22 protein-coding genes and 1 tRNA gene are annotated in these 22661 nt (G+C 27.5%); 9 read left to right on the forward strand and 14 right to left on the reverse strand.

All coding sequences use genetic code 11. The annotated features are described in order from the left end of the window. Positions 1-343: 343 nt before the first annotated feature. The 12 genes from pnp to greA form a co-directional block, all read right to left on the reverse strand. Complete coding sequence (gene pnp, locus D9V69_RS01860; RefSeq protein WP_158356636.1) at positions 344-2467, reverse strand: polyribonucleotide nucleotidyltransferase; 2124 nt, start codon at positions 2465-2467, stop codon at positions 344-346. 168 nt (positions 2468-2635) lie between these two features. Further along, complete coding sequence (gene rpsO, locus D9V69_RS01865; protein WP_158356637.1) at positions 2636-2905, reverse strand: 30S ribosomal protein S15; 270 nt, start codon at positions 2903-2905, stop codon at positions 2636-2638. Between the two features lie 103 nt (positions 2906-3008). After that, the gene (truB, locus tag D9V69_RS01870) at positions 3009-3944 is read right to left on the reverse strand and encodes a tRNA pseudouridine(55) synthase TruB (protein WP_158356638.1); all 936 of its coding nucleotides are present in this window, start codon (positions 3942-3944) and stop codon (positions 3009-3011) included. 18 nt (positions 3945-3962) lie between these two features. Further along, positions 3963-4343, reverse strand: coding sequence for a 30S ribosome-binding factor RbfA (gene rbfA, locus D9V69_RS01875; RefSeq protein WP_158356639.1), 381 nt, complete (start codon positions 4341-4343; stop codon positions 3963-3965). A 33-nt stretch (positions 4344-4376) separates the two neighbouring features. Then, positions 4377-6974, reverse strand: coding sequence for a translation initiation factor IF-2 (gene infB, locus D9V69_RS01880; RefSeq protein WP_158356640.1), 2598 nt, complete (start codon positions 6972-6974; stop codon positions 4377-4379). Between the two features lie 17 nt (positions 6975-6991). After that, positions 6992-8479: a transcription termination factor NusA gene (gene nusA / locus D9V69_RS01885; protein ID WP_158356641.1), complete on the reverse strand. Its 1488-nt coding sequence runs from the start codon at positions 8477-8479 to the stop codon at positions 6992-6994. A gap of 335 nt (positions 8480-8814) precedes the next feature. Next, positions 8815-8900: transfer RNA gene (locus tag D9V69_RS01890), tRNA-Leu, on the reverse strand. A gap of 54 nt (positions 8901-8954) precedes the next feature. Next, positions 8955-9287: a preprotein translocase subunit SecG gene (gene secG / locus D9V69_RS01895; RefSeq protein WP_158356642.1), complete on the reverse strand. Its 333-nt coding sequence runs from the start codon at positions 9285-9287 to the stop codon at positions 8955-8957. Between the two features lie 206 nt (positions 9288-9493). After that, entirely contained in the window at positions 9494-10828 is a 1335-nt protein-coding gene (gene glmM / locus D9V69_RS01900) for a phosphoglucosamine mutase (RefSeq protein ID WP_158356643.1), read from the reverse strand. A 219-nt stretch (positions 10829-11047) separates the two neighbouring features. Then, the gene (gene ftsH / locus D9V69_RS01905; RefSeq protein WP_261979616.1) at positions 11048-12892 is read right to left on the reverse strand and encodes an ATP-dependent zinc metalloprotease FtsH; all 1845 of its coding nucleotides are present in this window, start codon (positions 12890-12892) and stop codon (positions 11048-11050) included. A 65-nt stretch (positions 12893-12957) separates the two neighbouring features. Then, positions 12958-13578, reverse strand: coding sequence for an RlmE family RNA methyltransferase (locus D9V69_RS01910; protein WP_158356644.1), 621 nt, complete (start codon positions 13576-13578; stop codon positions 12958-12960). Positions 13579-13624: 46 nt separating this feature from the next. Continuing rightward, positions 13625-14104: a transcription elongation factor GreA gene (gene greA / locus D9V69_RS01915; RefSeq protein WP_158356645.1), complete on the reverse strand. Its 480-nt coding sequence runs from the start codon at positions 14102-14104 to the stop codon at positions 13625-13627. A gap of 537 nt (positions 14105-14641) precedes the next feature. Between greA and D9V69_RS01920 the strand changes: the two genes are divergently transcribed. The 5 genes from D9V69_RS01920 to cgtA all read left to right on the forward strand — a co-directional run bounded on the left by D9V69_RS01920 (position 14642) and on the right by cgtA (position 18038). After that, on the forward strand, positions 14642-14914 hold the full coding sequence (locus D9V69_RS01920; RefSeq protein WP_158356646.1) for a BolA family protein: 273 nt from the start codon (positions 14642-14644) through the stop codon (positions 14912-14914). A 23-nt stretch (positions 14915-14937) separates the two neighbouring features. After that, positions 14938-16188, forward strand: a complete 1251-nt coding sequence (gene murA, locus D9V69_RS01925) for a UDP-N-acetylglucosamine 1-carboxyvinyltransferase (protein WP_158356647.1) — start codon at positions 14938-14940, stop codon at positions 16186-16188. Between the two features lie 135 nt (positions 16189-16323). Next, positions 16324-16665 (forward strand): 50S ribosomal protein L21, encoded by a 342-nt coding sequence (gene rplU, locus D9V69_RS01930; protein WP_158356648.1) that lies wholly within the window; start codon positions 16324-16326, stop codon positions 16663-16665. Further along, a complete protein-coding gene (gene rpmA, locus D9V69_RS01935; protein ID WP_158356649.1) occupies positions 16655-16909 on the forward strand; it encodes a 50S ribosomal protein L27 in 255 nt (84 codons plus the stop codon). Before rplU ends, rpmA begins: the two co-directional genes overlap by 11 nt. Before the next feature lie 106 nt (positions 16910-17015). Next, positions 17016-18038, forward strand: a complete 1023-nt coding sequence (gene cgtA / locus D9V69_RS01940) for an Obg family GTPase CgtA (protein WP_158356650.1) — start codon at positions 17016-17018, stop codon at positions 18036-18038. 53 nt (positions 18039-18091) lie between these two features. Here the strand turns inward: cgtA and rpsI are convergent, their stop codons facing one another. Then, positions 18092-18484, reverse strand: a complete 393-nt coding sequence (gene rpsI, locus D9V69_RS01945; protein WP_158356651.1) for a 30S ribosomal protein S9 — start codon at positions 18482-18484, stop codon at positions 18092-18094. A gap of 15 nt (positions 18485-18499) precedes the next feature. After that, entirely contained in the window at positions 18500-18928 is a 429-nt protein-coding gene (rplM, locus tag D9V69_RS01950; protein WP_158356652.1) for a 50S ribosomal protein L13, read from the reverse strand. Between the two features lie 262 nt (positions 18929-19190). Here rplM and D9V69_RS01955 point away from each other — a divergent pair, with 262 nt between their 5' ends. From D9V69_RS01955 to rimM, 4 genes are all read left to right on the forward strand, one after another. Further along, entirely contained in the window at positions 19191-20324 is a 1134-nt protein-coding gene (locus D9V69_RS01955) for a chorismate mutase (RefSeq protein WP_158356653.1), read from the forward strand. A 120-nt stretch (positions 20325-20444) separates the two neighbouring features. Next, entirely contained in the window at positions 20445-21800 is a 1356-nt protein-coding gene (ffh, locus tag D9V69_RS01960; RefSeq protein ID WP_158356654.1) for a signal recognition particle protein, read from the forward strand. A gap of 101 nt (positions 21801-21901) precedes the next feature. Continuing rightward, positions 21902-22159, forward strand: a complete 258-nt coding sequence (gene rpsP, locus D9V69_RS01965) for a 30S ribosomal protein S16 (protein ID WP_158356655.1) — start codon at positions 21902-21904, stop codon at positions 22157-22159. Beyond that, positions 22156-22659 (forward strand): ribosome maturation factor RimM, encoded by a 504-nt coding sequence (gene rimM, locus D9V69_RS01970; protein WP_158356656.1) that lies wholly within the window; start codon positions 22156-22158, stop codon positions 22657-22659. Before rpsP ends, rimM begins: the two co-directional genes overlap by 4 nt. Positions 22660-22661: the final 2 nt, after the last annotated feature.

Genomic DNA, 22661 nt, shown 5'->3' on the forward strand with positions numbered 1-22661 from the left:
GCAGTAGATATGCCTTTTAAGTTACAGTGGCCAGTCTACATAGCTCATGATGAAAATATATTATTTATTCTCATTGAAAAGTGTGTGAACCGGCTCAAATTAAATGAATGAATAAAACAGTTGATTTTTAAAAAAATCAAACAGTTTATATATGATATATTACTAATATTTTTTGTTCTAAAATAATTTTTAAATGTTTTATTAGATATTTAAAAAACATGTTTTTAAAAAATTAGACATTTTTATCAAAAAATAAAAAATGCATTTTATAATGTGTTTATCGTGCTAACTAGACATAAAAAATCTATTTTTTATAAAAATCATATCATTATAAATGATTATATCAGATAATATGATTATTTATTAATTTATTAGAAATAATAAATTTTTCTGTTCCTTTAATACTTAGTCTTAATCTTCCTTGACGGTCAATTTCTAAAACTTTTACAGAAATTATTTGATCAATTTTTAAATGATCAGATACTTTTTCTACTCTTTTTTCAGAAATTTGCGAAATATGCACCAATCCTTCTTTCCCAAATCCAATTGAAACAAAAGCGCCAAAATCAACAATGCGAGTCACTTTTCCAGAATAAATGCGTCCTACTTCAATTTCAGCTGTAATTTCTTCAATTCTACGAATAGCATTTTTTGCTTTTTCTCTAACAGAAGAAGATATTTTCACTGTTCCATCATCTTCGATTTCAATTACAGTGCCTGTTTCTTCAGTTAGCATACGAATAACAGAACCCCCTTTACCTATTACATCTTTGATTTTTTCAGGATTAATTTTTATAGTATGAATCCTAGGCGCTAAATCAGAAATTTCTTTTCTTGCTGTACTTAAAGCTTGATTCATGATCTTTAAAATGTGTAATCTAGCTGATTTTGCAGCACTTAAAGCTGAACTTATAATGTCATTAGTAATTCCTTCTATTTTCATATCCATTTGCAATGCTGTAATACCTTCTTCTGTACCAGAAACTTTAAAATCCATATCTCCTAGATGATCTTCATCCCCTAAAATATCTGAAAGTAATACATATTGGTGACCCTCTTTAACTAAACCCATAGATATGCCAGCTACAGCTGATTTAATGGGTACGCCAGCATCCATTAGTGCTAAAGAAGCGCCGCATACGGATGCCATAGAAGAAGAACCATTAGATTCAGTAATTTCAGAAACAATTCTAATTGTATAAGGAAAATCTTCTAATTTAGGCATAACAGCTAAAAGACTTCTTTTTGCAAGACGACCATGTCCAATCTCTCGCCTTTTAGGAGATCCGACTAATCCGATTTCACCAACTGCGTAAGGAGGGAAATTATAATGAAATAAAAAATTATCAATTCTATCTCCTAACAATTCATCCAAATTTTGTGCATCTCTAGATGTTCCTAAGGTAACTGATACTAAAGACTGAGTTTCACCTCTAGTAAATAAAGCAGAACCATGAGTTCTAGGTAATACACCTGTTCGAACATCAAGAGCGCGAATCATATCTTTTTCACGACCATCGATTCTAATTTCATCGTTTAAAATTCTTTTACGTACAATATTTTTTTCAATGCTATGGAAAAGATTTTCTATCTCTAGAACATCAATATTCGAATCTTTTTTTAAAAAAGCTTCTGCAATTTCTTCTTTAATAATATTTAATCTATCAAATCTTTCTTGTTTATTAACAATTAAATAAGCCGATTTTATTTTTTTTTCAGCAAATTCAGTTACTTTTAATTCTAAATTTTTATTTGTTTCTTGATATAAAACACTCCAAGGTAATTTACTTGCTTCGTTTGATAAGGAACGAATATTATTAATTACTACTTGTTGTTGTTGATGACCAAATATAATAGCTTCAAGTATCTTGTCTTCTGTTAATATTTTAGCTTCTGCTTCTACCATAAGAACCGCATTCTGCGTTCCTGATACCACTAAATCTAAAGCGCTCTTCTTCATGTCTTCACTAGTAGGATTCAATATATATTGATTATTAATGTATCCTACTCTTGCCGCACCTATTGGACCATAAAATGGAATACCTGATAAACTTAATGCCGCTGATGCCCCTATAATAGATATTATATCTGGATTAATTTTTGGATTCACGGATACTACTGTTGCAATGATTTGAATTTCATTAAAAAAATTTTTGGGAAACAAAGGACGAATCGGTCTATCTATTAATCTAGCCGTTAATATTTCGTTTTCACTTGGTCGTCCCTCTCTTCTGAAAAAACCACCAGGTATACGTCCTACCGCATATGTACGTTCTTGATAGTTAACAGTTAAAGGAAAAAATTTTTGACTGGTATTAATTTTTTTTTGTCCGACAACAGTAACGAATACTGCTGTATCGTCCATACTAGCCATAACAGCAGCAGTTGCTTGTCGAGCCATTATACCCGTCTCTAAAGTAATGGTATACTGACCATATTGAAATTTACGTACAATGGGATTTAGCAAAATAATATCCTTAAAATAAACTAATTTTTAAATTGCTATAAACTGCATACTTTAAAAATTTTAACATAATAAAACATTTTATATTAACAAATAATAATTAAAAATTGCAAAAAAAGGGCTGATAAAGCCCTTTGAAAAATCGTCATAAAATATAGTATTTTTAATAACTTATCTTCTTAATGCTAAACTTTCAATTAAACTAGTATAACGCAATATATTTTTACTTTTTAAGTAATCTAGTAATTTTCGACGTTGAGATACCATATTTAACAAACCTCGACGACTACAATGATCTTTTTTATGTTTAGAAAAATGTGTTTGAAGATGATTAATTTGATTTGTTAATAAAGCAACTTGTACTTCTGTTTGTCCAGTGTTTTGTTGAGTTTTTCCGTATTTTAAAATAATCTTTTTTTTGTTTTTTAAAGATAAAGACATGTTGTACTCCACTTATTTGAAATATTATTAAATAAATAGCATTACTCAATCAAGATATTAAAAAAATAATATCATGCAAATTATTAATATAACAGCTAATAAATTAATCTTGAAAAATTGAAACTAATCTATATGGGACTAATATTTTTTTCATTATAATTTTTCCTAAACCAAGAAATATATTATTTTTTTCTATTACTCGCACTAAAACATTTTCAATATCAGAACTAATTACTACTGATTGTCCTAATTTAAAGTTATATGATTTTTTTTCAGAAAGATGTAATTTTGGTAGAAAATATACAGGACTATCTATAGGCATTAATAAATTATCTATTGCTTGAAAATCATTATTTTTGTTTATATCTTGCTGTTCTATTAATTTATTTAAATTAGATATTGTTGTTAAATTAGCATGAGAATATGCTCCGACTTGCAAACGACGCAAAAATACAACATGTGCACCACAACCTAATATTTCTCCTAAATCTTCAACTAACGTTCTAACATAAGTGCCTTTTGAACATAATACTGTGAAATTAATTAAATTATTTTCTTTATAAATAGAATCAATTTTATGTATTATAACTTTTCTCGCATTTCTTTTTATTTTCAAACCCTGATGCGCATACTTGTATAAGGGTATTCCATTATATTTAATTGCTGAATGCATAGGCGGTGTTTGATCTATCAAACCAGTTAATTTTCTAATAGATAAACAAAGTTTCATATAACTAAAACAAATAGGACGTTTTTTTATAACTATACCATTGGCATCAGATGTAGACGTTTGTTCACCAAACTTAGCAATAACATGATATTTTTTATTTAAATCAGTTAAATAATGAGCAAATTTTGTACATTCTCCAAAACAGATCGGAAGTACTCCTGTTGCCATAGGATCAAGAGTGCCTATATAACCTGCTTTTTTTGCATGAAAAATAATTTTAACGATTTGTAATGCTTTATTAGAAGATATACCGTGTGGTTTGTCTAACAATAAAAATCCATCAACACGTCGTTTTTTATGAAAAAACATTGATCTATCCTTTTTTTTTCATAACTTAAAAAGTTGTGCATTTTTATTAGATAGTCGATTTAAAAGTAAAGCGATATTGTTTCCTTTTAAACAAGAATCATCATGATAAAAAATAATATTAGGTATAATTCTTAATTTCATTCGTTTGCATAATAGTCTACGAATATAACTAGAAGCTTTATTTAAAATTAATAAAATCTTGTTGATATGCAAGCCGTTTTCCTGATTCAAACAACTTATAAATATTTGAGCATGAGATAAATCTCGAGAAACTCGCACTTCAGAAACTGTAATTATAGTTTGAATACGAGGATCTTTAAGTGAATATTGTATAATTATGGCTATATTTTTTTGTAATTCTTGAGCTATTCGAACAGAACGATTAAATAATTTTTCCATAATTACATTACCGAATAAAGTATATATTGTTATTTATAATTTTCTTTTAATTTCTGTGATTTCAAATACTTCTATAATATCTTTAACATGTATGTCGTTATAATTTTTTACTCCTATTCCGCATTCTAATCCACTACGAATTTCATTAACATCTTCTTTAAAACGCCGTAATGATTCTAAGACACCCTCATACACTACTATATTATTTCTTAATATATGAATTGGATTGCTTTTTTTAATGATGCCTTCTAATACCATGCAACCGGCAATTAAACCAAATTTTGGTGATTTAAATATGTTTCTAACTTCAGCTAACCCAAGAATATTTTGTTTATATTTAGGTGATAAAAGTCCTGTCATAGCTGATTTTACTTCATCAATTAAATCATAAATTACTGAATAATAACGAAGATCTAAGTTTTCTGCAGTAATAATTTTTTTAGCCAATGAATCAGCTCTCACGTTAAATCCTAAAATAATAGCATCTGAAGCTAAAGCTAAAGAAGCATCTGTTTCTGTAATGCCACCAATACCTAAACTAATAATGTTTAATTTTACTTCTTTCGTAGATAATTTTAATAATGCACTAGATATGGCTTCTAAAGAACCTTGAACATCTGATTTTAAAATGATTTTTAATTCAGAAAAATCATTTTTATTAATATTTTCAAACATGTTTTCTAAATTTGTTTTATTACGTTCTGATAATTTTATTGCTCTAGATTTTTCTTTACGATAAGAGGCTACTTCTTTTGCTTTTTTTTCACTACGTACTACAGTAATTTTATCGCCAGAAAAAGAGACTTTAGATAATCCTAGTATTTCTACAGGAATGGATGGCCCTGCAGTCAAAACTTCTTTTCCAATTTCATTACGTAATGCCTTAACACGACCATATTCACAACCGCATAACACTATATCGCCTTTTTTTAAATTTCCTTTTGTAACTAAAACAGTAGATACTGGTCCTCGACCTTTGTCTAAAGAAGACTCGATTACCACACCTTCTGCCATCCCAGTAGAAACGGCTTTTAATTCTAAAATTTCTGATTGTAATAAAATAGCATTTAATAATTCATTAATACCTTCTCCTGTTTTAGCCGACACTGGAACAAATATGTTGTCTCCTCCCCATTCTTCTGAAAGTATGTTATACTTCATTAAGTCATTTTTTATTTTGCTGATATCTGAATCTGTTTTATCAATTTTATTAATCGCAATAATTACTGGAACATTCGCTTCTTTTGCATGTTGAATTGCTTCAATTGTTTGAGGCATAACTCCATCATCTGCAGCTACTACTAAGATAACAATATCAGTAATTTGAACGCCTCTAGATCTCATTGCGGTAAATGCTGAATGTCCTGGTGTATCTAAAAAAGTAATAGAACCTACATTAGTTTTCACATGATAGGCTCCAATGTTTTGTGTAATACCTCCTGCTTCATAAGCAGCTACTTGTGTTGCACGAATATAATCTAATAATGATGTTTTACCGTGATCTACATGTCCCATTATAGTTACTACAGGAGCTCTAATAATAGAAATATTATTACCCTTATCACGATCTTTCATGATCATTTCTTCTAGAGCATTTTCTTTATGCAAAATAACTTTATGACCCATTTCTTCTGCAATTAATTGAGCTGTATCTTGATCTAAAACGTAGTTAATATTTCCAACAATACCAATATTCATCATTTTTTTAATTAATTCAGAGCTTTTTATAGCCATTTTGTTAGCTAGTTCAGAAACCGATATAGCACTACTAATTAACACATCTCTATTAATAATAAACTCTGGTTTTTTAAATGCTTGTTGTAAAATAACAGGGTGATTTTTATTTTTAAGTTTATTACGGTTAATAATATGTTTATTTTCTCTATATTTTTTTTCGTGTAAAGCATTTTTATTAATTTTCTGGTAACGATTTTTTTTAATAACGCGATTATGATTTCTTTTATCTTTTTCTATTTTTTGAATACTGTTATCATCAGATACATTATGATTTAAAAACATCTTTAAATGATGATTTTTTATAATTTTTTTATGAGAATCTAAATTTTTTTCTTTTATTTTATTTTTAGTATTGATGCGAATATTTTTAGTATCTATTTTAACTTTTTTATTATTTTCCTCTTGATTGACGTTTTTAAAATATTGTGATTCGTGTATTTTTTTTAAATCTACAACATTTTTATGCTGTTTATATATTGTTTCTATAGTACTCATTTTTATTGATTGTTCGAAATTTTTATTTTCTTGTTTTTTCAAAACAACATCATTTTTAAACAATTTGTTATTTTTTTTGCTATTTTTTGATAATAAATCATTATCGAACTTGTTATTCTTTATATATGTTCTTTTTTTTCTTACTTCTATTGTGATAGATTTGTTTCTGCCTCCTAAAGTAGGAACGTTTAAAGTGCTACGAGTTTTTCTTTGCACAATTAACGTTTTTAAAGATAGTTTTTTTTTGTATTCTAAACGTTTTAATAAAGCATCTTTCTCTATTGAACTAATACAATCATTTTCAGATTTTATTATATTTATCTCTAATAGTTCTTGTATTAATTCTTGTACTGGTATTTTTATTTCTTTAGATAGAAACTTTATACTTATATCTGTCATACTATTGCTTCCTATTGTTAAACTTTATTGCCAAACCAACAGATATTACGAGCTGTCATAATTAATAAACCAGCCTCTTCAGCATTTAAATTTTTAATATCGGTTAAATCATCTATTCCTTGATTTGCTAATTCTTCTAAACTAAAGATATTTTTTTCTGCTAACTGTGATGCCAATATTGCATTCATTCCATTAATATTTAATAAATCTTGATCTGTTTTAAGTTTTTTTACCGTGTTTTGATTTTCTAGTTCTATTGAAACAACTTTATTTTTAGCTTTTTGACGTATTAAAATCGCTTCTTCTTGAGTTAAATTTTTAATTGATAACAATTCGTGAAATGGTACATAAGCTAATTCTTCTAGAGAAGAAAAACCTGCTTCTACTAAAACGTTAATCACATTATCATGCAAATTTAAACTGTTTTTAAAAATATTAAAAGCAGCTGCAGCCTCTTCTTTATGTTTTAAATGAAGATCTTCTGTAGTCATGACGTTCAACTCCCATCCACTAATTTGTGAAGCTAAACGAACATTTTGACCATTTCTACCAATGGCTTGAGCTAAATTGTTAGGTTCTACCGCTATATCCATAGCGTGTCGATCTTCATCAACTACAATTGAAGATACATCAGCGGGAGCCATAGAATTAATGACAAATTGAGCTGGATTATCATCCCATAAAACAATATCGATGCGCTCTCCGCATAATTCAGTAGATACAGCTTGTACTCTAGCGCCTCTCATACCGACACATGCCCCAACTGGATCAATCCGTTTATCATTACTTTTAACTGCAATTTTTGCACGTGAACCTGGATCGCGCGCTGCAGCTTTAATTTCAATGACTTCTTCTCCAATTTCTGGAACTTCTATGCGAAATAATTCAATTAACATTTCTGTTTTTGAGCGACTAATGAATAATTGCGCACCACGCGATTCTGGGTTAACTCCGTACAAAATACCACGAATACGATCACCGATGCGAAAGTTTTCTCTAGGCAACATGCCATCACGCAAAATTAACGCTTCAGCATTATTACCTAAATCTAATGTTAGATTATCTCTATTTATTTTTTTGACAATACCAGTAATAATTTGACCAATATATTTTCGAAATTGATCAACTAACATAACTCTTTCCGCTTCACGAACTTTTTGTACAATGACTTGTTTTGCAGTTTGAGTTGTAATCCTATCAAATTTAACAGATTCTATTTCATCTTCTATAAAATCATTCACATATACTTGTTCACTTTCAAAACACGCTGCTTCTAAAGTAATTTCTCTAGTAGGCTGTGTTACTACTTCTACTACCATCCAACGTCGAAAAGTAGTAAAACTGCCTGTTTTTCTATTTATACTAACTCTAACATCAATTTCTTGTTCATATTTTTTCTTGGTTGCTGTTGCTAATGCAATTTCTAAAGCTTCAAAAATTTTTTCACGAGGAAGAGATTTTTCATTAGAAACAGCTTCTACTACAGCTAAGATTTCTTTATTCATTTTAAAGAACCTCAAAATAAAAATTTTTTAAATGAGTTACAACAACTCATTTTACATGTATTAATTACAAACAAATTAATTACGAAATTAGATAATTAATACACTAATTTTTACTAATCAAGAGTTTATATAATTAATGACTCACTAATATTTAAAAAAAATATTAATTTTTGTATAAATAGAATAAATATTCTAATAAAAAACCCCGAAAATTCGGGGTTTTTTAACATCACCCTACATATTAATTAATGAATTGAAAAAAATATATTCTTTAAAATTTTTACAATAAACATTTGACATAGTTCATCAAAAAATTATTTCAAAATAACATGTAATGGTACCGAGGATGGGACTTGAACCCATATGCCTATTCGGCACTATCCCCTCAAGATAGCGTGTTTACCAATTTCACCACCTCGGTAAAAAATTATTTCATATTTATTGATTTTATTATGTAATGCATACATTCTAACAACTAATCAGGCAGTTCAGAATGAAATGATTTTTTTTCTATCAAAGGTTTATTTTTTATAATTTTTGTTGTAGAGTCTTCTAAAAAAAAGTTATTTTCTATATCATGAATACTATTTACATTACATAAAATTATACTAATCATTAAAAATAAAAAAGTAAAAAATGCGATAATTTTTGTTATAAAATTGTTTGCTCTGATATTATTAAAAACTTTAATGTTATTTATTGTATCAGAATTAGAAAAATTATTAATGCCTTTTCCAGGTTGTAATAAAATTAAGAAAATTAAACAAATAGAAACAATAATAAAACAAGTTAAAAAAAATACATACATAAAAAATTATCCTTGTTTATAAAAACTAAATATTTGTTTTAATTTCAAAAAAAAATATGCAAAATTATTACTGTTCGTAAATGATTTATACACCATAAAATTACTTACATTGTTTATATTATCAATATAATATATAAATAATATGATGCATGTTAAAAATACAAAAATACAAAAAAAGAAACCATTTAAAATGTGTTATTACTACCTTAAAGTAATTTTATTGTTTCTGCAATATGATGAGCTGCTTTAGAAACTTGGCTATAATTTTCTCCTTCTACCATAACACGAACATATAATTCTGTTCCAGATTGACGAACTAAAATACGACTTTTTTTACCTAAAAATTTTTTATACTTAGAAATTATAGTTTGTATTTTTGTGTTTTTATCTAAATTAATTTCTTTTTTACAAGGAATATTTATTAATATTTGCGGAAAAAATTTTATTTTACGTGATAACTCATACAAAGTTTTTTTGTTATTCATCATAATTGATAAAATCTGTAAACTTGCTATAATGCCATCACCAGTACTATTTTGATCTGATAAAATAATATGTCCAGATGGCTCTGCTCCTAAAATACATCTGTTTTTTAACATAGTTTGATATATATTACGATCTCCTATTTCTGAAGTATAAAAAGGAATTCCCAGTTTTTTTAATCCTAAAATTATACCCATGTTCGTCATAGAGGTTCCGACAACTCCACCGATATTTTTTTTTTGTTGTAAATATTCTTGCGCAATAATATAAATTATATGATCTCCATTAATGATATGACCTAAGTGATCTATCATAATAATTCTATCTCCGTCTCCATCTAGAGCTAAACCAATATCTGCTTTTTCTAATAAAACTTTTTTCTTAAGATATGCAACATTAGTAGATCCAGAATTATTATTGATATTAATTCCATTAGGAGAAATAGCAAGAGTAATTACTTTTGCTCCTAGATCTTGAAAAATTTTTGGAGCTATTTGATACGTTGCACCATTTGCACAATCTAAAATAATAGTAAATTTAGATAACCTAAAATCATTAGGATAAATCTTTTTGCAAAAATTAATATATTGCATTTCAGGGTTATGAATTCGAGAAGAAAAACCAAAGTTTTTAGCATGATAATATAAACGAACATTGTTGATATGTTGTTCAATATTATGTTCTATTTGTTTGGTTAACTTAATACCATTTTTATCAAAAATCTTAATTCCGTTATCATCAAAAAGATTATGAGAACCTGAAATCACAACACCAGCTGAAGCATTAAAAAATTTTGTTAAATATGCAATGGCTGGAGTAGGTATACAATCAACCAATAGAGTTGAAATGCCTGTTGATAAAACACCAAATTCTAAAATAGACTGTAACATCAATCCAGAAACACGTGTATCCCTACCTATAATGATTTTTTGTTCTTTTTTTTTGCCTAAAACAATGCCAATAGCTTTCCCCAATTTTAATAAAAAATCAGGTGTCATTGGACTTTTTCCTACTTTTCCACGTATACCATCTGTTTTGAAATATTGCAAACCAGCCATGACAATTTTGTTCCCGTGCTATTTAAATATAATTATATTTGCAATAAATTATAATGTCTTTTACATTCAAAATAAGATGAAGCAAAATTAATCTAGTACTTCATCTTATTTTAAGATCTGTTTGAATATAAAAATTTTAAAAAATACATGAATGTTCTTGATAAAAAACTTTTTTCTAGGGTATACTACAAAACATATTTATGTTCTAAATTAAAAAAATCAATTATTAATATCAGTGTCTATCCAATCCTTTGGTTTACGAACTTCTCTTCTTTGCATTAAATCATCAATTTGAAATGAATCAATAGTTTCGTATTGTATTAGAGCATCTTTCATTGCATGCAATATATCAATATTTTCATTTAAAAGATCACGAGCTCTTTTATAATTTATTTCAATTAAAAATTTTACTTCTTCATCAATAATTCTTGCAGTTTCATCAGACATATTTTTAGCTTTAGAAACCGAACGACCTAAAAAAACTTCTTCTTCTTCTTCAGCATACAACAACGGTCCTAATTTCTCCGAAAACCCCCATTGAGTTACCATGTTCCGTGCTAAATTTGTAGCAACTTTTATATCATTACAAGCTCCAGTAGAAACATTTTTAGATCCATAAATAATTTCTTCCGCTAAACGACCACCGTATAACGTAGAAATTTGGCTTTCTAACTTTTGACGACTTATACTTAAAATATCTGATTCAGGCAAAAAGAAAGTTACCCCCAATGCACGTCCTCTAGGAATAATAGTTACCTTATGTGCAGGATCATGCTCAGGAACCAATCTTCCTATAATAACATGACCTGCTTCATGATAAGCAGTAGATTCTTTTTGAAAATCACTCATTACCATAGATTTTCTTTCAGAACCCATCATCATTTTATCTTTAGCTCGTTCAAATTCCAACATAGAAACCACACGCTTATCAATTCTAGCTGCAAAAAGTGCAGCCTCATTAACTAAGTTAGCTAAATCAGCGCCTGAAAATCCTGGTGTACCGCGCGCAATAATCATCGCATCTACATCTTTAGACAAAGGTACTTTTCTCATATGCACTTTTAAAATTTGTTCTCTTCCTCGAATATCCGGCAATGCTACTATTACTTGACGATCAAAACGACCAGGTCTTAATAAAGCAGGATCTAAAACATCAGGTCTGTTTGTAGCGGCAATTAAAATTACTCCTTCATTGCCGTCAAAACCATCCATTTCTACTAACATTTGATTTAAAGTTTGTTCTCTCTCATCATGTCCACCACCTAATCCTGTACCTCTTTGTCTTCCTACTGCGTCAATTTCATCAATAAAAATTATACATGGAGCAGATTTTCTAGAATGTTCAAACATATCTCTTACTCTAGAAGCCCCTACACCAACAAACATTTCTACAAAATCTGATCCAGAAATGGTAAAAAAAGGAACTTTAGCTTCTCCTGCAATCGCTTTAGCTAACAGCGTTTTACCCGTTCCAGGAGGTCCAACCATTAATATTCCCTTAGGAATTTTTCCGCCTAATTTTTGAAAACGACTAGGTTCTTTAAGATATTCAACTAATTCACTGACTTCTGCTTTTGCTTCATCACAACCTGCTACATCTGCAAAGGTAGTTTGTATTTGATCTTCTGATAGCATGCGAGCTTTGCTTTTGCCAAAAGACATTGCACCCTTTCCGCCACCTAGATGCATTTGTCTCATAAAAAAAATCCATACACCTATTAACAAGAGCATGGGAAACCAAGAAATAAAAATAGACATTAATACGCTTGGATCTTCCGGAACAGATCCAGTTACTTTTACGTTCTTTGTTAAAAGATTATCTAACAATTTAGGATCATTGATAGGTATGTAAGTAGAATATTTACTGCTATCTTTTTTAACAACACTAATTATACGTCCATTAATGTACGCTTCACGAACTTGATCTTGATTTACTTCTGATAAAAAAGTTGAATAATCAACCTTACCATTATTCACATCATTTGTATTGAAGTTTTGAAAAATAGACATTAATATAACTGTTACAATTAACCAAAAGATCAAGTTTTTAACAATATCATTCAAAGGAACAACCTCTCATTGAATCTATATTAAACAACAACACAACACATAGAGTAAATACTATAATTTTAACGAACTGCTAGTATAAATATTTCACGAGATCGCGTTCGAGAAGATTTAGGTTTACAAATTTTAATTTTTTTAAAAACTCTTTGAATTTTATTATGAAGTTCATTAAAGCCCTCTCCTTGAAATGATTTTAACAAAAAAATACCATTTTTAGATAAAAAATAACTTGATATTTTCAATGCTAATTCAGATAAAGTAATAATTTTTGGCATATCAATAGAAAAATTTCCTGTAATATTAGGAGCCATATCTGACATCACCAAATTAAATTTAGCATCATGCAGAGAATCAAAAATTAAATGTAATACGTTTTTATCACGAATATCTCCTTGAAAAAAATATACACTTTTTATAGGTTTCATGGGTAATATATCACAAGCTATTAAACGTCCTGTTGTTCCTATCTTATGAATTGCATATTGAGACCAACTTCCTGGTGATGCACCTAAATCTATGACACTCATGCCGGTTTTAAACAATTTATATTGTTCATCTAATTGCGCTAATTTAAACCAAGCTCTTGAACGTATTTTATTTTTTTTGGCTGCCTTGACATATGGATCTTGAAAATGTTTTAATAACCAATTATTAGAACGATGTGTTTTTTTTTTAACAATCATATGATTAGAATTATTTAATTAAAAGAAACAAACAACAGCTTTTGATTTAAATATACTCAATTTTTAAAATTTTATATTCAACATTACCAGCTGGTGTACGTATTACTGCAATAGTATTGTTTTTTTTTCCAATAAGACCTCGAGACATTGGAGAGTTAATAGAAATTAAATTTTTTTTAAAATTAGACTCATCATCACCAACAATTTGATAAATGAATTGTTCATTGCTTTTTATATTCAAAATAGTAACAGTAGAGCCGAAAATTACTCTTCCACTGTTAGAAAATTTAGTTACATCTATAATTTGAGAGTTTGATAGTTTGGCTTCAATTTCTTTAATACGTCCTTCACAAAAACTTTGCTCTTCACGAGCAGAATGATATTCAGCATTTTCCTTTAAATCACCGTGTTCTCTAGCTTCTGCGATTGCAGCAATAATGCGAGGACGTTTAATATTTTTTAATACTTGAAGCTCTTGACGAAGTTTTCTTGCGCCTCTTAATGTCATAGGTATTAAATTCATCATATTTAAGACTCCATTGTTTTTTTTATTCAAATATATTTCAATAAATATATTAATTAAATATAAAAAAACATGCATATATTGACAATATCAATAAAAATATTTTTTAAAATTGTAAAAAATGTTAAAATTTTAATTCAAATCGTTAAAAAATTTATATTTTACATTTTAAAATATTATATCTTGAATGTAATTTTTAAAACATGAACATTTTCTTTTATACACGTAAATTTTTTTGAAAACGTATAAAAATAAGCAGAGCTTTATTAAAAACATATAAAATCGACCATAAATGATTGAGTACACGATATTTTTCAACACATATACTTTACAAAGTTATCATTGAATAGATTGAGATGATTAATATATAGAAACATGTCTACTTAGAAACATGTCTACTGTATTTTATTTTAAATTAAAAAATGCAATTTATCAAAATTTTAAAAAATGTAGTTAAAAAGATATTAATCACATAAACAATCAAAAATTTTTGTATAAAATTAACGTAAATATAAACATATTATTAAAGCACATTAAAAAATGAACAATGAAAAAATTAAATCATTAATTATGAATGAATTAAAACTCAAAAAAGTGTATGTAACAGGTGATGATAATCACATTAAAATAGTTGCTGTAGGAGAAAGATTTAATGGAATTAGTCCGGTAAAACGACAGCAAATAGTTTATAAACCTTTAATTCAGATGATCAAAGACAAGCACATTCATGCTGTATCCATTTTTTCTTATACATTAGATGAATGGAGGAAAATTAATAATTCTAAAGATATAAAGGTGAAAAAATTCATATAAATAAAGTAGAGATTGCTTAATCAATGACTAAATTGTATGTCACCGGTAATAAAAATTTAAATGGACACGTTATAATTTCCGGTTCTAAAAATGCTGCGTTACCAATTATATTTATGAGTATATTAACAGATAAAGCTATTTCAATTAAAAATGTACCAGATTTAAAAGACATTAACATAGCATTAAGAATACTGATATGTTTAGGTGCTAGGGTTACATTTGAAAAAGTGTTATACATTGATCCCAGTTTAATTAATAATTTTTCTGCTCCATATCATTTAATCAAAGAAATTAGGGCTTCTATATGGATATTAGCTCCTCTATTGACACGTTTCGGGAAAGCTAAAATATTTTTTCCTGGTGGATGTAATATAGGAGCTCGACCGATAGATTTACACATAAAATATTTAACTCAATTAGGAGCTAAAATTACTATCAAAAATGATTGTATTACAGCTTCAATAAAAGGACGTTTTAAAGGACAATATGTTTTAATGGAAAAAATTAGTGTCGGCGCTACAATTACACTTATCAGTGCTGCTGTTTTAGCTGAAGGTTTAACTATTATTGATAACGCAGCTCAAGAACCTGAAATAGTAGATATAGCAAAATTTTTAAATAATTTAGGTGCTAATATTACTGGCGCAGGAAGCAATAAAATATATGTTTTAGGAGTATCACAGTTAAAAGGAAATGAACATAAAATTATTCCAGATAGAATTGAAACAGGAACATTTTTAGTTGCAGCTGCAATCTCAAAGGGTTGCATCATTTGCCATAAAACTCAACCACAACATTTAGAAAAAGTATTGATAAAATTGAATGAATCCGGAGCTAAAATTAGCACAGGAAAAAATTGGATAAAACTAGATATGAGAGAAACAAGACCCCAATCTTTAAACATTTGCACTAAACCTTATCCAGGATTTCCAACAGATATGCAAGCTCAATTTGCTTTATTAAATGTTGTTGCGAAAGGTAATGGTAGTATCACTGAAACTATATTTGAAAGCCGTTTTCATTATGTTACAGAATTAATAAAAATGGGGGCTAGAATAAAGATTCAAAACAGCACAATTCAATGCTATGAAATTCAATCTTTATCATGCGCTCAAGTATTTTGCAGTGATTTGAGAGCATCCGCTACATTAATTTTAGCAGGCTGTATTGCTTCCGGCATCACAATAGTAGATAAAATTGATTATCTAATTAGAGGCTATGAATCTTTTACCAAAAAATTAAACCAATTAGGAGCTGATATTAAAATGATGTAAAATACAATATATCAATAATTTCAATTAATAATAAAGATAAAATTTTTGCTATTTTACTTGCAAAATCACGGAATTTTTGATTGATTTTTAATGTCTAAAAAAATTTTTCAATAATTGATAAAAACGGAGTATTTTATGTATGCAGTTTTTTTAAGTGGTGGAAAACAATATCGTGCTATTAAAAATCAAATTGTTAGATTAGAAAAATTAAATTATTCACTTGGTGAAACTGTAGAATTTAATAGTATTTTAATGGTTGCTAATAAAGAACATGTATCTTTCGGTAATCCTTTTATTAAAGGAGCGAAAATTACAGCAAATATTGAAAATCATGGTCGTTGCAAAAAAATAAAAGTGATTAAATTCAATCGTAGAAAACATTATAAAAAACAACAGGGTCATCGTCAATATTTTACCGATGTAAAAATAATAAATATAAACAATATTTTAGAGGAAAACAAAAAAAATGGCACATAAAAAAGCTGGAGGCTCAACTAGAAACGGACGAGATTCCAATGCACAACGATTAGGAGTTAAATGTTTTGGTGGTCAATTAGTTTCTGCAGGAAGTATTATTGTAAAACAACGTGGAACTAAATTTCATCCTGGTAAAAATGTAAAATGTGGCAAAGATCACACAATTTTTGCTATTTTACAAGGTAAAGTACAATTTAAAAAACAAGGATCTAAAAATAGAACTTATATAAATATAATAAACTAAGAGATATAATAGACCCCTTTTACCAGGGGGGGTTTAAAAAATCAAATTTAGCGTCATTGAAACGTCATTCAACTAATTTAAAAACAGTATTTTACATGGACAAAAGATGAAATTTATTGATGAAACTATAATAGAAGTCTCTGCTGGAAATGGTGGTAATGGATGTATAAGTTTTAGAAAAGAAAAATATATTCCTAAAGGCGGTCCAGATGGTGGAAATGGTGGAGATGGTGGAAATGTTTGGATACAGGCTGATAATAATTTAAATACTTTAATCGATTTGAGATTTAAAAAAAAATTTCAAGCAGAACATGGAAAAAATGGATCAGGCAAAAATTGCACTGGTAAAACAGGTAACGATATTACTATATATGTTCCTATTGGTACAAAAGTCATAAACCATCAAACACGTGAAATCATAGGAGATTTACTTTATCATGAACAAAAAATATTAGTTGCAAAAGGTGGTTGGCATGGATTAGGCAATACTAGATTTAAATCATCTACTAATAGAGCTCCAAGAAAAAGTACATCTGGATCTATAGGAGAAAAAAGAGATATCCAATTAGAACTTATTTTACTTGCAGATGTTGGAACATTAGGAATGCCTAATGTTGGAAAATCTAGCTTAGTTAGAAGCATTTCTGGATCTAAAACAAAAATTGCAAACTATCCATTTACAACATTAAATCCAATTTTAGGTAGCGTCACAATTCAAAAAAATAAAACATTTATAATAGCAGATATACCAGGTATTATTAAAGGCGCTGCTAACGGTTGTGGTTTAGGAATACGTTTTCTAAAACATTTAGAAAGATGTAAAATATTATTACATGTTGTCGATTTGAAACCTGAGAATAACTTGCATCCATTGAAAAATATAACAATAGTATTAAATGAATTAAAAAAATATAGCAAAAAACTATACGATAAACCAAGATGGTTAATTTTAAATAAAATTGATTTATTAAGTGAAAAAGACGTTAAAAATATAGTTAATGACATTAAACAAGAAATTAATTTAGAAAAATATTATTTTATTTCCTCTATTAAAAAAACGGGCACGAAAAAACTATGTTTTGATTTGTTCAATTACCTGAATAAAACAAAAAAGAACTTGGTTTCTTAAACGGCCAAGTTCTTTGAACTTTAACTTTACTTTTTTTTAATCATGCTAGTATTCTAACGTTTAGAAAATTGTGGTTTTTTTCTAGCTTTACGCAAACCTATTTTTTTACGTTCTACTTGACGTGAATCACGCGTTACAAATCCAGCTTGTCTTAATTGAGCGCGTAAAGATGAATTATATTTAATTAAAGCTCGAGTAATTCCTTGACGAATCGCCCCTGCTTGTCCAGAAATGCCTCCTCCTTTAACCGTAATATAAATATCAAATTTACTAATCATATCAACTAATTCTAACGGTTGACGCACTATCATACATGCGGTTTCGCGTCCAAAATATTCATGTAAAGAACGTTGATTGATGATAATGTCTCCACTTCCAAATCTAAGAAAAACTCTAGCAGAAGAACTCTTTCGACGACCGGTTCCATACATTTGATTATGCATTATTTCTTATACCTTTAATTAAATATTTAATAACTGAGGACATTGAGCTATATGATCATGATTTTCATCAGAAAATACTTTTAATTTTTTGAACATAGAACGTCCTAAAGCACCCTTCGGCAACATACCTTTTACTGCAATTTGAATAACTTTTTCTGGAGCACGAGATATTAACTCCTCAAAACTTAATGCTTTTATGCCGCCTATATAACCAGTATGACGATAATATATCTTGTTTTGTTTTTTCTTTCCTGTGATTAATATTTTTGAAGCATTTAAAACAATAATATAATCTCCTGTATCAATATGAGGGCTATATTGTACTTTATGCTTTCCTCTAAGACGAATTGATAATTCACTTGCGAATCTACCCAATATTTTATTGGTCGCATCCACATAATACCAATTTCTTATAATGTTACTGGATTTAACTGTAAAAGTTTTCATTTAAAAACTCACCTTTAAATATAATGATTTATTCACAAAATCATACTATGATTAAATCTAATAAGATACAGTAAAAAATTTAATTTTTTTCTATAATTCTATATAAAATTACTTAATATAATATATTTTCTTAATACAATAGAATCTATTAATCATTATTTATAACATGATATTGTACAATACATTGTATTTTAGAAAGAAAATTTTCTTAAAAATATTTTATACATATTAAAAGTTGCTATATATTTATAGGTAATAAATCATGCCTGAACAAAATTCTTTATTAATTTTTCGTGATAAAATTAATGATATTGATGAAAAAATAGTGAAATTGCTATCTAAAAGAAAAATATTAGCATTTAAAATTGCTAAATCTAAAATAGAAAACAATAAGTCTGTGAGAGACACAGAACGTGAAAAAAAGTTATTACAAAAATTAATTAACATAGGAAAAGACAATTATTTAACAGCGGAGTATATCACTAAAATTTTTGAATTGATAATTGAAGACTCTGTATCAACGCAAATGGAATTGTTACAAGAATTTTATTATAACAAAAAATTAAATTTTGCTTTTTTTTCTTTTTTAGGTCCTAAGGGTTCTTATTCTCATATTGCTGTTTGTGAATATGCCAAAAAAAAATTTAAAACATATTTTATGAAAGCATGTTCCACCTTTGAAGAAACTCTATGTTCTGTTGAAAACAATGAATCTGACTATGCTATTCTACCTATAGAAAATACTTGCTCTGGATATATTGATGAAACTTTACAATTATTGATAAAAACTAATTTGTTTATTGTGGGAGAAATTAAAATATCTATTAATCACTGCTTACTTGCTGTAAAAAAAGTACAGTTATGCGAGATTAAAACTATATATAGCCATCCTCAACCATTTAAACAATGTAGTAATTTTATTAAAAAATTTTCTAATTGGAAAATAAAATACACAAAAAGCACAGCTGATGCAATGAAAAAAATTTTGCAATACAATGACATCACAAAGGCAGCATTAGGTAGTGAAATAGGAAAAAAAATTTATAACTTACATATTTTGCATACAAATTTAGCAAATCAAAAAAACAACACTACAAGATTTATTGTATTGCATCGTAAACCCCTAGAAAACGCTGAAAATCAATTATCAAAAACAACATTAATACTTAGTATTAAAAAAAAATCAGATACTTTAAATAATATTTTATTTATGTTAAAAAATAAAATCATCAGCATCAAAAAAATCAATATAAAATATTCAGTAATCTCTGAAGATATTTTTTATCTAGATATTCAAGATAATTTATCATCAATATTAATAAAAAATATCCTTAAAACAGCTCAAAAACATTGCAATTTTATAAAAATTCTAGGTTCATATCCAAGTGAAATATGATTTGCATTGTTTCTTATTTTTTTACAATGAATGAACAAAAAACAATTATTAAAAAACTTTTAAAAATAGTTTTTTAAAATTTAATTAACATATAATTTATTTTGACATAAGCGATTAAAAATGTTTAAAAACCTAACTCAACGTCTTTCTCAAAGTTTTCGTAAAATTATAAATAAAGGAAGACTTACAGAAGAAAATATCAAAGATACAATACGTGAAGTTCGTAAAGCTTTTTTAGAAGCAGATGTAACACTATCAGTAATAAAAAAATTTATAGAAAATGTAAAAGAAAAATCTATTGGAAATGAAATTAACAAAAGTTTAACTCCTGGACAAGAGTTTATCAAAATTGTTAAAAAAGAATTAATCTTCGCCATGGGTGAAAAAAATAATTTTTTAAACTTATCTACTAAACCACCAGCAGTTATATTGTTTGTAGGTTTACAAGGCGTTGGAAAAACAACAAATATAGCAAAACTGGCTAAATGGATTCAAAATAAACATAAGAAAAAAATACTTATCATATCTGTTGATGTGTACCGCGCTGCTGCAATTAAACAATTAGAAATTTTATCGAAACAAATCAAAGTAGATTTTTTACCTCCTAGTCCAAATCAAACGCCATTAGAAATCACTTTAAAATCTATTGAATACGCAAAAATAAACTTTTATGATGTATTATTAATTGATACAGCAGGTCGTTTACATATTGATAAAAAAATGATGACAGAAATTTATGAAATCCAAACTGTATCAAAACCTATTGAAACATTATTAGTCGTTGATTCTATGATGGGTCAAGATGCGGTTAATATGGCAAAAATATTTAATGAGCAATTATTAATATCTGGTATAATATTAACCAAAACTGATGGAGACTCTAGAAATGGTATAGCTTTATCGATGCGTTACATTACAGGAAAGCCAATAAAATTTATAGGAACAGGAGAAAAAGTTAATGAATTAGAGCCTTTTTATCCCGAAAGAACAGCTGAAAGAATTTTAGGGATGAATAATATTATCGCAATAATTAAAGACATCGAAGAAAAAGTAAGTCAAGCTCAAGTTCAAGAATTTACTGAAAAACTGCAAAAAGGACACCTTTTTAATTTAAATGATTTTTTAATACAAATTAAACAAATAAAAAAAATGGGTGGGTTAAATTATTTTATTAATAAGTTTTCCAATAACAATCAATTGTCTAATAGTATATCATTACTCAAACAAGACAAAAATTCATTAAATAAAATGGAGGCTATGATTTGTTCGATGACACCAAAAGAACGAGCTACACCTAGTATTATCAAAGGATCTAGGAAACGTAGAATTGCTTTAGGTTCAGGTATGAAAATACAAGATGTCAACAAACTACTGAAAAATTTTGATGATATAAAAAGAATGATGCAAAAAATTAAAACCGGAGGCGTAGCAAAAATCATGAGAGGAATGAAGCATATATTACCTAAAAACTTTTAAATAACTACAAAAAACATAATTTTGTTCAATATAAAAATATTATTTATTTTTGAAATGTATATGCAACTTTAATTAAAACAATTTTTTAGAAGAAAAAATATATGGTAAAAATTCGTTTAGCAAGATATGGTGCAAAAAAACGTCCTTTTTATAAAATGGTCGTAGCAGATAGTCGTTGCTCAAGAGATGGTAAGTTTATTGAAAATGTAGGTTATTTTAATCCGATTGCTAAAGGCAAATCTGAAAAAATCAAATTAAACTTAGATCGTATTACATATTGGAAAAAACAAGGCGCACAAATGTCAGCAAGAATAAAAAAGATTGTTCAATTATCGGATAAAAAAGAGGTAGAGATATAAATAAACCAAATAATCCAATATTAATAGGAAAGGTAGGAAAATCTTACGGAATATTGGGGTGGATAAAAATTTTTTCTTTTACGGAAAATAAAGAAAATATATTCGATTATCTTCCATGGTATTTTTACAAACAAGAAAATTGGATAAAAATTTATGTAAAAAAATGGAAACAATACAAAAATAATTTTATTGTTCAAATAAAGGGCACTACTGATCGTTCAAAAGCTATGCAATTAACTGATTCAGATATAATAATTAGCAAATCTCAATTGCCTTTACTAAAAAAAAACGAATATTATTGGTATGATCTGATTAATTATGACGTATTCAATATAAGTGGTAAATATTTAGGAAAAGTAATAGATCTTATTCGAACCAAAAATAATGATATTTTAATCATCAAAAATGAATCAAATAAAAAGAATATCTTAATTCCCTTTATCGATAAAACAATAATAAAAAAAGTAAATATTAATAAAAAAATCATAACAGTTCAATAGCA

Origin of the sequence: Buchnera aphidicola (Hyadaphis tataricae) (genome assembly GCF_005081445.1) — a bacterium.
Taxonomy (GTDB): Bacteria; Pseudomonadota; Gammaproteobacteria; order Enterobacterales; family Enterobacteriaceae; genus Buchnera; species Buchnera aphidicola_AE.